The organism is Mycolicibacterium stellerae (assembly GCF_003719305.1).
GTDB lineage: Bacteria > Actinomycetota > Actinomycetes > Mycobacteriales > Mycobacteriaceae > Mycobacterium > Mycobacterium stellerae.
On record NZ_RARC01000005.1, the window covers coordinates 173,649 to 186,736 of the forward strand.

The window sequence follows — 13,088 nt, forward strand, 5'->3', positions numbered from 1 at the left end:
TCATGGCTTCGGCAGCTTGACCACCTGAACGAAGAACTCGTCGATCTGCCTGACCGCACTCATGAACTGGTCCAGATCGACCGGCTTGGTGACGTAAGCGTTGGCGTGCAGCTTGTAGCTTTTGAGGATGTCCTCCTCGGCCGAGGAGGTCGTCAGCACCACTACCGGGATGTGGCACAGATCGGCGTCGGACTTGATCTGCTCGAGAAGCTGCCTGCCGTCGTACTTCGGCAGGTTCAGGTCGAGCAGAATCAGATCCGGCCGCGGCGCCCCAACGTGCGCACCCCGCTGGTAGAGGAAGTCGAGGCCCTCCTCGCCGTCGTGCGCGACGTGAAGGTTGTTGTTGATCTTGTTGTGCTCGAACGCTTCCCGGGTGATGAGCTCGTCGCCGGGGTCGTCCTCGACCAGGAGGACGTCGATGGCTCGAGTAGCTGATGTCACTCGTGTGTTCCTTCCAGAAGAGCGGTTGGGATCTCATTCGGTTCGGTCGTGGGGGTGGCGGACAGGGTGAACTGAATTCGGGTTCCCGGGCTGTAGTCCTTGTCGACCCAGATGGATCCGCCGTGATGCTCGACGATCTTCTTGCACAACGCTAGACCGATGCCGGTCCCGCTGTACACCTCGCGGACGTGCAGGCGCTGGAAGATGACGAAGACCTTGTCGGCGAACTCGGGGGCGATCCCGATACCGTTGTCGGAAACACTGAATATCCAGTCGCCATCTTGAGCGCCGCTGCCCTGCTCACACTCGATGACGATCTGCGGCGCGACGCCATCTCGGCGGAACTTCACCGCGTTTCCGATGAGGTTCTGCCACAACATCGTCAGCAGCGTCGGGTCGCCATCGACGGTCGGAAGCGGCTGGGCGGGCCGGTCGATCTCGGCGCTCGCCTCCCCGATCGACGTGGACAGGTTGCCGAGCGCGATCTGGAGCGTCTCCTCGAGATCGACCTCGGTGTGGGTGGAGTTCAGCCGCCCGACCCGGGAGAAGGTGAGCAGGTCGTTGATCAGGGCCTGCATGCGTTTGGCGCCGTCGACCGCGAAGCCGATGTATTCGGCCCCGCGTTCGTCGAGCTGATCGCCGTACCGCTTCTCCAGCAGCTGGCAGAACGATGCGACCTTGCGCAACGGCTCCTGCAGATCGTGGGAGGCGACGTAGGCGAACTGCTCGAGTTCGGCGTTGGACCGGCGCAGCTCCTCGGTCTGAACGTCGAGTGCGGTCTGTGCCGCCCGTGACGCCTCGAGTTCATCGACGATCCGCTGCCTCATGTCCTCGACATCGGCCGCGATCGCACGGATGTCTCGTGGCCCGCGCGGCGTGATGCGTTCGGAGAAGTTTCCCTCGGTGATGCGACGGCATGCCGCGGCCAGGGCCGCCAGCGGGCGGGTGACGGCACTTCGGACGAGCAGCGACAGAACCACGCCAAGGCCGATGAACGCCACCACCATGGCTATCGCCAAACTGTCGCGCCATTGCCGCATGCTGTCGAGTTGCGTGATCCCCTCGGTCCGCGCCTTCCGCAGATTCTCATTCTGAGTATCGAAAAGTGCTCGGAGACTGTCGAATTCGGTCTTCCCGCGATCGGTCAGGTTGCGGCTCCCGGCAGCGGAGCCGCCGCGGCCGATATCGGCGATGATCGGCTCTGAGTACGACGTCCGCCACGCGTCCGCCCGTTGTTCGATGTCATCCAGATTGGACATCAGTTCGGGATTGGCGCCCACTCGCTCCCGAATACTTTCTGCCGCTTGCTTTTCGGCGGCTTGGCCCGCGTAGTACGGCTCGAGAAACTGCTTGTCCGCGGTGATGACATAGCCGCGTACCGATGTCTCCTGGTCGCGCAGCGCCGACTGCAGCGCATAGGCCTGCACCCGCGCCGGTTGAATGTTGTCGATCAATTCTCGCGAAAGTTGGTCGGTGCGGTACATCAGCAGGCCGCCGGCAACCAACCCGAACAGCACCACCACACCCATCGCCGACAGCACCAGGCTCTGCCATCCCTGCACGGTGAGCCGCCGCCCGTGTTTGCGCTTGGCTTCAGGTGCTCGCGCATGGCGGTCCGTCATCGCGCGGAGCGCTCCACGCGGACCACCGCGATGTCGTCGGTCAGGCCGCCGTGCGCCCCTGCGCGTCTTGCGGCCTCTTCGATGAGCGCATCGACGAACTCCGCGCCGGGCAACGCCGCATGTTCGCGCGCCAACTCCAGCAGGCCGTCCTCGCCGAGTCGTTCGTTGCCGCGCCCCGAATGTCCCTCGAAGAGTCCGTCGGTCAACAGCACCAGGCCGGTGCCCGCAGGCCAGTCCACGTGGTGATAGTCCCAATCGCCGGAGTTCAGACCGAGCGCGGGGCCGCCCGGGGGTTCCAACCACTCCACCGACCCATGCCCGTGCAGCAGCATTCCGGGATGCCCCGCCCGAACGGCGCGGAAACCCGGCCCCTCGGGTGGAATGGCGAGGCTCAGCACCGTGGCGAATATGCCCTTGCCTGCGCGCTCGGTGCGCAGAATCCGGTCGAGTCCGCGCATCCGATCCGGACCGCGCAGACCGGCGAAGGTCAGGGCCCGCCAGGCGATGCGCAGTGCCACGCCGAGCGCGGCTTCGTCGGGGCCGTGGCCTGCGACGTCGCCGATCATCACGTGCACCGTCCGGTCCGGCGTCTGGACGAAGTCGTAGAAATCGCCGCCGAGCAGGGTGTTCTCCCGGCTGGGCACGTATCGCGCGGTGATGTCGACGCCTGGGTTGTCCAGCAGCAGCGGCGACGGCGAAAGTCCACGCTCGAGGCGGGCGTTCTCCATGGCGCGAAGCTGGCTGGCGTGCAGCTCCACCGCCGTGATCTCGGCGCGCTTGCGCTCGATCGCGTAAAGCACTGCGCGCCTGAGCATCTCGGGTTCGACGCGACCCTTGACCAGGTAGTCCTGCGCGCCGGAGGCGACCGCCGAGACGCCAAAATGCTCATCGGAGAACCCGGTAAGGACGACGATCGGCAAGTTGGCGTCGGCATTCCTGATGCGCTCGAGCGCGGCCATGCCGTCGGCGTCGGGAAGGTTGAGATCCAGCAGCACGCAGTCGGGCCGCGTCACGGACAGTTCGCGTTCGGCCTCCGACAGCGACTGAGCCCAAGCGCAGTCGATGTCGGCGGCCGCATCGGCGATGAGCTCTTCCACCAGCAGGGCGTCGCCGCGGTCGTCCTCTACGAGCAATACCGACAGCCGTCGCCCGCCCGCAGTACGGACCGTGGCCGGGTCCGGCACAGACTTGGTATACGGCTCAAGCGGCGCGCGCATGGGTGATCACGTCCTTTACGTAACGTCACCCGGTCGCGCGACCCTCTGCTTCAGTGACAACGCCTAGACAATACCCACGCTACCGCCGCGCTGCCGCACACTGGTCCACCCGGCCTTCGCCTGCGCCGCGACGTTTCCTATCGTGGCTGGATGAGCACCGACGCTGATCGGGTCGCCGATCTCGCCAGCAAGGTCGTGGCCGACCACGACCCGAAATCCGTCCCCATTCCCGAGTTTCTCGGCGCCTGTTATGACGCGGGGCTGTCCTGGGTGCATTTCCCGGAGGGCCTCGGCGGACTGGGGGTGTCGCGCGGCTTGCAGGCCGTCGCCGACGGCATCCTTGCGGGGGCGGGCGGTCCGGTGCCGCTCGGGCTGAACCCGATGGGATACGGGATGGCGGCGCCGACCGTGCGCGAGCACGCCCAGTCCGACGACGTCAAGCGGCAGCTGCTGCGTCCGCTGGCGACCACGGAAGACATCTGGTGTCAGCTGTTCTCGGAGCCGGGCGCCGGTTCGGACCTGGCCGGTTTGGCGACCTCGGCGGTGCCCGACGGCGACGAGTGGATCATCAACGGCCAGAAGGTGTGGACCAGCCTCGCGCACCGCGCGCGGTGGGGTCTGCTGCTCGCCCGCACCAACCCCGACATCGCCAAGCACAAGGGCCTGACCTACTTCGTGATCGACATGCACGGGCCGGGCGTCGAGACCCGCCCGCTACGACAGATGACCGGGCAGGCGGAGTTCAACGAGGTGTACATGACCGACGCCCGCATCCCCGACACGCACCGGCTCGGCGGCGTCGGTGACGGCTGGCGGGTCGCGATGACGACGCTGATGAACGAGCGAAGCGCGCTCGGCGCCAGCGGCAGCAGGCGGGGTGCGGGCACGATCGCCGACGCTGTTTCGCTGTGGGCGTCGCGGCCGGATCTGCAGACCCCGGTACTGCGGGACCGGCTCACCCAGCTCTGGCTGCGCTCCGAGGCCCAGCGTCTGACGTCCGAGCGCTCACGTGCCGCGGCGACCGTTGGCGGACCGGGCCCCGAGGGCTCCATCGGCAAGTTGGTAGGCGCGGAACTGAATCAGCACATTTACCAGTGGTGCATGGATCTCCTTGGGCCGGAGGGGATTCTGTACCACGGCTACGGCATGAGCGACGGCGCGGGCGACGGCGCGGACTGGCGTGGTCCGGTGCAGCAGCGATTCCTACGCAGCCGCGCCAACACAATCGAAGGCGGCACGTCCGAGGTGATGCGCAACATCCTCGGCGAGCGGGTCCTCGGCCTGCCGGGTGATCTGCGTGCCGATGCGGGAATGGCATGGAAGGAGATTCCCCGTGGCTGAGTTCGCCTTCACCGACGAGCAGAACCAGCTGCGCGCCGCCGTGCGCAAGTTCTGCAGCGAGAACTACGACGAGCAGACGGTGCGGACCCTGATGGATTCCGATCCGCCGTTCGACGCCAAGGTGTGGGCACGGCTCGGCGCCGAGCTCGGCGTGCTCGGGCTGTCCGTGCCGGAAGCCGACGGCGGTGTCGGCGGCACACTTGTCGACCAGGCCGTCGCGGTCGAGGAACTCGGCTCCGCGCTGGCGTGCGGACCGTTGTTCGGCACCGTGTTCCTGGCGATCCCCGCGCTGGTGGCCGCCTCGGCGGGCGAAGCGCGCGACCAGTTGTTGGCCGACCTGGTGGAAGGTCGGCGCACCGCGGCGTTCGCCGTCGCGGACCGGGCGGGAGCCTTCGACGCCGCATCGGTCACGGTCACCGCTGACGGCGATGCACTCACCGGCACCGTCGAGCGGGTCGTCGACGCGGGTACAGCCGACGATCTGCTCGTGGCCGCGCGCGGTGCCGGCGGAGTCGCCCTTTACGCCGTCGACGCCGAGGCGCCGGAGGTGCACCGCACCGCCCTCGTCACGCTGGACCTGACCAGGCCGCAGGCCACCGTCGCGCTGTCCGGCGCGCGTGGTCGTCTGGTGGCGGGTCCGGACGAGGCGGACCGCGTCATCACCCACGCACTGCAGGTCGGTTCGGCGCTGCTGGCTGTCGAGCAGGTCGGCGCGGGCCAGCATCTGCTGGACCTGTCGGTCGAGTATGCGAAGTCGCGGCTGCAGTTCGGCAGGCAGATCGGATCGTTTCAGGCCGTCAAGCACAAGCTGGCCGATCTGCTCGTCGACCTCGAGCACGCGCGGTCGTCGGCCTATCACGCGGTGTGGGCATTGTCGGACGGCTCCGACGATCCTGCGCTGGCCGCGAGCATCGCGCAGGCGACGGCCTCGGCGGCGCTCAGCCGGATCGCGGCGGACACCATCCAGGTGCACGGCGGAATCGGGTTCACCTGGGAGCACCAGGCGCACCTGTACTTCAAGCGGGCCAGCACCGACGCGGCCCTGCTGGGAAGCGCCGAACAGCACAGGTCACGGGTCGCCGAGCTGGTGTTGGACAACCTCGACAGCTCCGCGGCGGGCCGGGCTCCCCGGGTCGCCGACGGCACCCCGGCCTAGCTCAACTACACGGGAAGGCTGGTGCCGGTTTCCTTTTCGGCGAACTCGACCAGGCTTGCCGCGGCGTCGTAGTCGCAGGCTACCGCCGACCGTCCGATCATCACCGGCCCGCCCTTGAGCCCCAACCTGCTGTCGATCCCGACATAGGCGCCCGGCGGGATCGGCTCGCTGATGCAGTACAGGCTGGTCGCCGCGCCCGCGTCGATGTCGTTGCCGAACATGTCGGCCAACCTCTTGACCACTTTGTCGGCGGCCGCCATCACCGTGCGCTCGGAGATACTGGAGAGGTTCGAGGACACCCACCCGGGATGCGTGAGTTGGCTGACGACAGGCGATTTCGCCGCTCGCAGCCTGCGATCCAGCTCAAGCCCCCACAGCATCACCGCGAGCTTCGAGCGCGCGTAGGAGCCCCACGAGGTCCATTTGTGGGTGCGCAGATGCATGTCGTCGAGCCGCAGAGTGCCACCACGGTGCGCCTGCGATCCGACGTTGATGATCTGCGAACGCACCCGAGGAAAAATGAGGTTGGTCAACGCGAACGGCCCCAACATGTTCTGGCCGAGCTGCTTTTCGAAACCGTCGACGGTTTCCTCACGTTCTTGGGTCAGCCCGCCCGCGTTGTTGATCAGGATGTCGACGTCACCGTCGAGCGCCTCGGCGAACGCCCGCACCGACGACAGGTCGGCGAGGTCGATCTTCGCGATCGACGTCGAACCACCGATCTCCTTGGCGCGCTGCGCCCCCAGCTCGGTGTTGCGCACCGCCATGATCACGTGCGCGCCCGCCCGGGTCAGCGCACGCGCGGTGCCGAGGCCGACACCGCTCGTCGCACCGGTCACGATGATGCGCTTACCTGTCAGATCACCGAGCCGGGCCGCCGTCCAGTGCGTCGTCACGGGGCAAGGTTAATGGGTTGGTTGTCGCGCACCCCGCGGTAGATGCCCCACCGGACGATCACCGGCATCAGTACCCGGTCGAACGACCACGCGGGGAAACGGAACGCCTGGCCCTTGGGGGTGAACACCTCAAGACCGTTGGGCTGCACACCGAGCACCGAGCCCCAGCGCCGCTTCGGCGCCCGATACGAGCGCAACGGCTTGCCCGCGAACTCCGCGCGGATGTTGCGGGCCAGGATCCCGTCCCCGCGGTTGCGGGCCGAGCTGCGAAGCGGATCGGTGGCCGCGACATCTCCCACCGCGAACACCGCCGGGTGTCCTGGCACCTGCAGCTGTGGCGTCGTGCGGACGAAGCCCGACTCGTCGAGGAGTTCGGCGGGTAACCAGCCGGTATTGGGCTGCACCCGGCCGATCGCCCACAGGACGGCATCGGCCGACGCCTGCGGCTGCCCGGTGCTCCATTGCACGGGCTCGACGGTGATCTCGTCGCACATGAACCCGTCGGGAATCACCGCCCGGTGGCCGGGATGGCGGCCGACGCCTGCCTCGTCGAGCCGGCGCGCCACCTTCTCCCAGATTCGCGGGTGGTGTGACGGCAGTGCACGCTCCCCGGGGTAATACAGGTCGACCCGCTTGTCGGGCCAGGTGGTCGCAACCTGCGCGGCACTGCTGATCGCCGCGGCGCCACCGCCGATCACGATCACCGAATCGGCATCGGTGAGGCGCGTGTGCGCCTGGCGTAGATCGGCGCCGATCTCGTTGTGCGACTGCAGGTTCGGCGTTCGCCAGAATCCGTTGCTGACGCCGGTGGAGATGACCAGTGCGTCGTAGGGCTCCTGGCTGGTCACCCCGTCGTCACCGCGGACGGCGACGGTGCGCGCGTCGAGGTCGACGCCGGTCAACGTGGCGTGCACGGTGCGCACCCGATCCAAGGCGCGGAACCGGTCGAACGGAATCCAGTTGGCCCTGGCCCACTCGTCGGGCCGGGAGAGCCGCCAGCCCAGTTCCTGGCCGCTGACCAATGCGGGCTTGGCCGAGATGCCGACGACGTCGAACTGCCGGGCCAACCGAATGGCGGTCAGCACCCCGCTGTCGCCGAGGCCGGCGATGACGACACGTTTGCGGCTCATTGCAGCGCCTTCCCATGCCGACATCGCGCGCCATTGCCTGCTCGACATTTTGTAGCATCCGCAGACGTGAAGACGCACACCTACGGCGTTCGTGTCACGTGGACCGGCAACACCGGCACGGGCACCACCGGTTACGCCGACTATCGGCGGGACACCGTCACCACCGCGGGCGACAAGGGCTTGCCGGGATCATCGGATCCGGGTTTCCGCGGCGACCCCGACCGGTGGAACCCGGAGGAACTCCTGCTCACCTCGTTGTCGCAGTGCCATGCTGTGGTACCTCGATCTGGCCGCAAGGGCGGGTGTCGTCGTGACCGATTATGTCGACGACCCCACCGCCACCATGGTCGTCAACGCCGACGGAAGTGGCCAGTTCGAGCGTGTCGTCCTGCGGCCATCGGTCACCATCACCGACCCCGACGACCGATCCCGCGCCCTTGAGCTGCATTCCCGCGCCCACCAGATGTGCTTCATCGCCCGGTCGGTCAACTTCCCCGTCGACTGCGAGCCCACGGTCGACTAACACCAGTTAGGTCGCTGAGGCTAACCTAACTTGAATGAGCTTCTCCTCGGCGACCGTCGTCGACACGCTTGCGTTGAGTCCGCGCGTGCGCCGAGTGGTCCTTCAGATCGATGACCCCGAAGCGTTGGCCGTCAAGTCGGGCGGCGACTCAGCCGTCGGCGTCTACTTCTCAGCGCCGCAGGGCGAAGGCCGCAACTACTCGGTGAGATACCACGAGGGCGACCGGATCACCCTCGACGTCGTACTCCACGCTCGCGGCCTCGCGACGACCTGGGCTCGCGGCGCCCGGCCCGGCGACCGCGTCGGCCTCGACCACGCGCGCTCGTGGTACCGACCCGAGCCAAGCACTCACTGGCAGTTGCTGGTCGCGGACCTTTCCGGGCTTCCCGCTACCGCGCGAATCATCGAGGAGTTACCCGAAGGCGTGCCCGCCACCGCAATCGTCGAGGTTGCCGACCAGGATGACCTCGACTACCTGCCGCGCCGCGAGAGCGTGACGGTGATCGCGTGCGTCGGCACCGGGAACGGTATGGCCCCGAGCCGACTGGCGGCTGCGGTGCGCGACTTCACCGTGCCTGCCGGCCGCGGCTACTGCTGGTTCGCCGGTGAGGCCGCCGAGTCACGGGCCGTCCGCAAATACCTGCGCGGCATGGGCTGGGCGATCGACCAGATGGATGTCACCGGCTACTGGCGGTTCGACTCGGAGACCTGGGACGCCAAGTACGCACTGGTGGCCGAGGAGGTCGAGGCGGTGTGGGTCGACGCCATGCGCGAAGGCAGGGGCGAACGGGCAGCCGACGAAGCGTTCGATGAGGCCCTCGAGCGGGCCGGCCTCTAGGCACCGTGACCGTCCAGACGACGACGCCGCCCGCGTCGACCGCGCCCGCGACGCGCTACCCGACGGCACGTAGCAGAATCTTCGGGCTGCTCCTGGCCGTCGTGCTGCTTGCGGTGACGTGTGTCGCGAGCCTGGCGATCGGCACCCAGAACGTCAGCCTGGCCACCGTCTGGCAAGCCGTCACCGACTACCGCGACGTCGGCGATCAGTGGATCGTCTACGAGTTGCGAATCCCCCGCACGGTCCTTGCGTTGCTGGTCGGACTTGCGCTTGGATTGGCGGGCACCCTGATCCAGTCGGTCGGCCGCAATCCGCTGGCCGACACCGAGATACTCGGGATCAATTCAGGCGCAGCGCTTTTCATCGTCTCGGCGATTGCATTCCTCGGCCTGACCGGGATATGGACCTATATTTGGTTCGGCTTCGCCGGTGCACTGTTTGCGATGGCGCTCGTCTATCTCGTCGGGATGACCGGGCGTGCCACCGCCACTCCGGTCCGCGTGCTGCTCGCGGGTGTCGCGGTCGGCGCCGTGATGGACGGCATCGGATTCGCCGTCCGGTTGCACAGCCCCCGCGCCTTCGACAACATGCGGTTCTGGGACGCAGGCGCGCTCGACGGCAGGCCGTTGGATGTCGCCGCGACCATCGCCCCCTTCATCCTCGTCGGCGCCCTCCTGTGCATCGTTGTCAGCCGCTCACTCAACGTCACCGCTCTTGGCGACGATCTGGCAAAGAGCATGGGCGGCAACGTCGCCCGCACGCAGGTGCTGAGCCTGGCGGCCGTCACACTGCTGGCCGGGGCGGCCACCGCAGGGGCCGGTCCGATCGGCTTCGTCGGCCTTATGGTGCCGCACGCCGTACGTCGATTCACCGGACCGGACTGGCGGTGGATCCTCGCCTACGCCACCGTCGTGGCTCCGACACTGCTGATGGCCGCCGATATCCTCGGCCGGGTCGTGATCCGTCCCGCCGAGTTGCCCGCGGGCATCGTCACCGCGTTTCTCGGTGCGCCCGTGCTCATCTGGTTGATTCGCAAGCGCGGAGGCGACCGGTCATGACCATCGTTGCGAACCGCGTCGAGTTCGGCCGACGGCAGTGTGTAGTCCGGGTCGGCTCGGTCTCGACACGGGCGTCGTGGCGGGCGATTGTCGTGGTGGCGGCGCTGGCCGCGGGCGCGCTGGTGCTTGCCGTCATGGCCGTCGGCATCGGCAAGTACACCGTCGCGCCGGGCGATGTGCTCGGTGTCCTTGTCGGAACGAACAATTCGTTCGACCGGGTGGTGGTGCTCGACTGGCGGATGCCCCGCATGCTGATGGCCCTGTTGATCGGAGCGGCGCTCGGGGTGTCCGGCGCGATCTTTCAGGCGCTGACCCGCAATGCGCTTGGCAGCCCGGACATCATCGGTGTCAACTCGGGGGCCTACACCGGCGCGCTCGTGGTCATCGCGGGCATCGGCGGGGGTTACTACGCGATCGCCGCGGGCGCGCTTGTCGGTGGGCTGGTGATCGCCGTCGTCGTGTACGCCCTTTCCTACCGCAACGGCCTGGCGGGCTATCGGCTGATCATCGTCGGAATCGGCGTGAGCGCGGTGCTGAACTCGGTCAACCAATGGATCGTCATCAAGCTGGACTACCACACCGCGGTCACCGCATCGGTGTGGCAGCAGGGCACGCTCAACGGGCTGGACTGGACGCAGGTGCTGCCCATGGCGGCATGTCTGGCTGCGGTGACCGCCGCGCTGCTGGCACTCGGCCCGCGGCTGCAGGTGCTGCAGATGGGTGATGATGCCGCCGGTGCGCTCGGCCTGCGACCCGACCGCGCCCGCCTGGAGTATCTCGTCATCGGCGTCGGCCTCATCGCCGTGGCCTGCGCGGCGGCAGGCCCGATCTCGTTTGTCGCGCTTGCGGCACCGCAGATCGCGCGGCGGCTCACCGCGAGCGCAGGCATCAGCCTGGTGCCGTCCGCCGCGATGGGCGCGGTGCTGCTGTTGGTCAGCGATGTGATCGCACAACAGTTGTTGGGCGGCAACGAACTTCCGGTTGGGGCGGTCACCGTGTGTCTTGGTGGCGGCTACCTGATCTACCTACTGGTCGCCCAAGCGAGGCGGCAGGCATGACACGACTGCGTGCCGAGCACCTGTCACTCGGCTACGACGACACCACCGTCGTCACGAACCTTTCCGTAGACGTGCTCGACGGACGCATCACCGCGATCGTCGGCCCCAATGCCTGCGGTAAGTCGACACTGCTGCGCGGCCTGGCCCGGCTGCTCAAACCGTCTGCCGGACAGGTGATTCTCGACGGCCACGACATCGGTCGGCTGCACACCAAGGAGGTGGCCCGCCGGCTGGGACTGCTGCCCCAGACGTCGATCGCCCCTGAAGGCATCAGCGTCGCCGACCTGGTATCCCGTGGCCGGTTCCCCCATCAGCGGGTGTTACGCCAGTGGTCGCGTGATGACGCCGACGCCGTCGCCGACGCGATGGCATGCGTCGGGGTCTCGGAGCTGGCCGGACGACTGGTCGACGAACTGTCCGGCGGCCAGCGCCAACGCGTCTGGGTGGCGGTACTGCTGGCCCAGCAGACTCCGTTGATACTGCTCGACGAGCCGACCACCTATCTGGACATCGCCCATCAGGTGGAGTTGCTCGACCTGTTCGCGATGCTGAACCGCGAGCAGGACCGCACGGTCGTCGCGGTGCTCCACGACCTCAACCACGCCTGCCGCTACGCCGATCAGATCATCGTGATGAAGTCGGGAGCCATTGTCGCGCAGGGTAATCCGAAAGATGTCATCACCGAGCACCTGGTCGAGGACGTCTACGGCCTCAAATGCCAGATCATCGACGACCCGCAGACCGCTACGCCGCTGGTGATACCGCGGGCGTCGCCTTATGGGGCGGGGGCCAGATAGCCTCCGCCGCGTCCGAAATAGTCCAGCGCGTTGTGGTCGACGCCGTCGTCGGTGCGCACCACATCGAGCACCAACCCCGGCGACTGGCCGCGATACGCATCGGCGCCTGCGACGATCACCATGCCGCCGTCCTCCTCGATGAACACCCGGCCCGGCGTTCCACCGTAGGTACAGCGCGATACGTGCGACGCGATCAGCCGCAGCCGTTCGCCGCGAAAGTAGGTGTAGGCGTTCGGGTACGGGTCCGACAGTGCGCGGATGAAGCGCTCGATGTCGGATGCCTGCCACGTCCAGTCGACAACACTGTCCCGATCGGAGCGCTTGTGGAAGAAGGTCCTTTTGCTCAGGTCCTGCGGCACCGGGTCGGCGGTCCCGAACTCCAGTTGATCCAAGGCCTCGTCAAGCACATCGGGCACGAGATCGAGTGTCGCCAGCACAAGGCTTGTTCCTGTGCTCGTCGGCGTGATCTCCACGGCGCGTTGCACCAGGATGTCACCGGTGTCGAGTTCGGCGTCCATCAGGTGTGCTGTCAGACCAGTGTGGCTTGCACCGCTAATCAGCGACCAGATCACCGGCGAGAACCCGGTGAACTCCGGCAGCAGCGAGTCATGCAGGTTCAGGGTGCCGTGCGTGGGGATCCCGAACAGATCCTCCGGCAACCGGGTACGCCAGTTGTTGGCCACCATCACATCGGGCGCGACCGCGGCCACCCGCGCGATCAGGTCGGGGGTCGGCCGCTTGGCGAGGAGCACCTCGATACCCTCGCTGCGCGCCAAATCCTCGACCGAATCGGCCCAAATCGACTCGTAGACATGGTCACTGGTCGGATGCGTCACGACCAGACACACCTCGTGGCGGGACTTGCGCAACGCTTGCAGCGTGCGATGACCCCACGTCTGGTAGCCGAACATCACAACTCGCACAGCGCCCTCCCATGGCCCGAGGCTAGCTCACATTGGTTAGCCTAACCTTTGATAGCATGCCTCCCGACTGCCACGGGAGGGGAGCGCC

12 protein-coding genes and 1 pseudogene are annotated in these 13,088 nt (G+C 67.3%); 7 read left to right on the forward strand and 6 right to left on the reverse strand.

Annotated features, from left to right (window positions below):
- Genes D6M19_RS09600 through D6M19_RS09610 form a run of 3 tightly spaced genes read right to left on the reverse strand, consistent with a single transcriptional unit; the run spans window position 1 to window position 3,280 of the window.
- Window positions 1-441 carry a response regulator gene (locus tag D6M19_RS09600; RefSeq protein ID WP_123024960.1) on the reverse strand — a complete coding sequence of 147 codons (441 nt, stop codon included), beginning with the start codon at window positions 439-441 and terminating at the stop codon, window positions 1-3.
- On the reverse strand, window positions 438-2,063 hold the full coding sequence (locus tag D6M19_RS09605; RefSeq protein ID WP_123024961.1) for a sensor histidine kinase: 1,626 nt from the start codon (window positions 2,061-2,063) through the stop codon (window positions 438-440). The genes D6M19_RS09600 and D6M19_RS09605 overlap by 4 nt, the downstream gene beginning before the upstream one ends.
- Window positions 2,060-3,280: a PP2C family protein-serine/threonine phosphatase gene (locus D6M19_RS09610; RefSeq protein WP_123024962.1), complete on the reverse strand. Its 1,221-nt coding sequence runs from the start codon at window positions 3,278-3,280 to the stop codon at window positions 2,060-2,062. Before D6M19_RS09610 ends, D6M19_RS09605 begins: the two co-directional genes overlap by 4 nt.
- Before the next feature lie 150 nt (window positions 3,281-3,430).
- Here D6M19_RS09610 and D6M19_RS09615 point away from each other — a divergent pair, with 150 nt between their 5' ends.
- Window positions 3,431-4,621, forward strand: a complete 1,191-nt coding sequence (locus D6M19_RS09615; protein WP_123024963.1) for an acyl-CoA dehydrogenase family protein — start codon at window positions 3,431-3,433, stop codon at window positions 4,619-4,621.
- Window positions 4,614-5,777 carry an acyl-CoA dehydrogenase family protein gene (locus tag D6M19_RS09620; protein WP_164478408.1) on the forward strand — a complete coding sequence of 388 codons (1,164 nt, stop codon included), beginning with the start codon at window positions 4,614-4,616 and terminating at the stop codon, window positions 5,775-5,777. The genes D6M19_RS09615 and D6M19_RS09620 overlap by 8 nt, the downstream gene beginning before the upstream one ends.
- A gap of 5 nt (window positions 5,778-5,782) precedes the next feature.
- On the opposite strand, the gene D6M19_RS09625 is transcribed toward D6M19_RS09620, so the two are convergent.
- The gene (locus tag D6M19_RS09625) at window positions 5,783-6,673 is read right to left on the reverse strand and encodes an SDR family NAD(P)-dependent oxidoreductase (protein ID WP_123024964.1); all 891 of its coding nucleotides are present in this window, start codon (window positions 6,671-6,673) and stop codon (window positions 5,783-5,785) included.
- The gene (locus D6M19_RS09630) at window positions 6,670-7,803 is read right to left on the reverse strand and encodes an FAD-dependent oxidoreductase (protein WP_123024965.1); all 1,134 of its coding nucleotides are present in this window, start codon (window positions 7,801-7,803) and stop codon (window positions 6,670-6,672) included. Before D6M19_RS09630 ends, D6M19_RS09625 begins: the two co-directional genes overlap by 4 nt.
- Window positions 7,804-7,869: 66 nt before the next feature.
- On the opposite strand from D6M19_RS09630, the pseudogene D6M19_RS09635 reads away from it, so the two are divergent.
- The 5 genes and pseudogenes from D6M19_RS09635 (at window position 7,870) to D6M19_RS09655 (ending at window position 12,077) form a co-directional block, all read left to right on the forward strand.
- Window positions 7,870-8,326, forward strand: a pseudogene (locus tag D6M19_RS09635) (OsmC family protein).
- 34 nt (window positions 8,327-8,360) lie between these two features.
- Window positions 8,361-9,164 carry a siderophore-interacting protein gene (locus D6M19_RS09640; RefSeq protein WP_123024966.1) on the forward strand — a complete coding sequence of 268 codons (804 nt, stop codon included), beginning with the start codon at window positions 8,361-8,363 and terminating at the stop codon, window positions 9,162-9,164.
- A gap of 5 nt (window positions 9,165-9,169) precedes the next feature.
- Window positions 9,170-10,222, forward strand: a complete 1,053-nt coding sequence (locus D6M19_RS09645; protein WP_206428489.1) for a FecCD family ABC transporter permease — start codon at window positions 9,170-9,172, stop codon at window positions 10,220-10,222.
- Window positions 10,219-11,280: a FecCD family ABC transporter permease gene (locus D6M19_RS09650; RefSeq protein WP_123024967.1), complete on the forward strand. Its 1,062-nt coding sequence runs from the start codon at window positions 10,219-10,221 to the stop codon at window positions 11,278-11,280. Before D6M19_RS09645 ends, D6M19_RS09650 begins: the two co-directional genes overlap by 4 nt.
- Window positions 11,277-12,077, forward strand: a complete 801-nt coding sequence (locus D6M19_RS09655) for an ABC transporter ATP-binding protein (protein WP_123024968.1) — start codon at window positions 11,277-11,279, stop codon at window positions 12,075-12,077. The genes D6M19_RS09650 and D6M19_RS09655 overlap by 4 nt, the downstream gene beginning before the upstream one ends.
- Here the strand turns inward: D6M19_RS09655 and D6M19_RS09660 are convergent.
- On the reverse strand, window positions 12,056-13,000 hold the full coding sequence (locus tag D6M19_RS09660; protein ID WP_164478409.1) for a methionyl-tRNA formyltransferase: 945 nt from the start codon (window positions 12,998-13,000) through the stop codon (window positions 12,056-12,058). The two genes, D6M19_RS09655 and D6M19_RS09660, sit on opposite strands and share 22 nt — an antisense overlap.
- Between the last annotated feature and the right edge of the window lie 88 nt (window positions 13,001-13,088).

Bases quoted from the DNA above. Each gene is read 5' to 3' on its own strand.
- D6M19_RS09605 (WP_123024961.1), bottom strand. From the start codon at position 2,063: ATGACGGACCGCCATGCGCGAGCACCTGAAGCCAAGCGCAAACACGGG.
- D6M19_RS09610 (WP_123024962.1), bottom strand. From the start codon at position 3,280: ATGCGCGCGCCGCTTGAGCCGTATACCAAGTCTGTGCCGGACCCGGCC.
- D6M19_RS09615 (WP_123024963.1), top strand. From the start codon at position 3,431: ATGAGCACCGACGCTGATCGGGTCGCCGATCTCGCCAGCAAGGTCGTG.
- D6M19_RS09630 (WP_123024965.1), bottom strand. From the start codon at position 7,803: ATGAGCCGCAAACGTGTCGTCATCGCCGGCCTCGGCGACAGCGGGGTG.
- D6M19_RS09640 (WP_123024966.1), top strand. From the start codon at position 8,361: ATGAGCTTCTCCTCGGCGACCGTCGTCGACACGCTTGCGTTGAGTCCG.
- D6M19_RS09650 (WP_123024967.1), top strand. From the start codon at position 10,219: ATGACCATCGTTGCGAACCGCGTCGAGTTCGGCCGACGGCAGTGTGTA.
- D6M19_RS09655 (WP_123024968.1), top strand. From the start codon at position 11,277: ATGACACGACTGCGTGCCGAGCACCTGTCACTCGGCTACGACGACACC.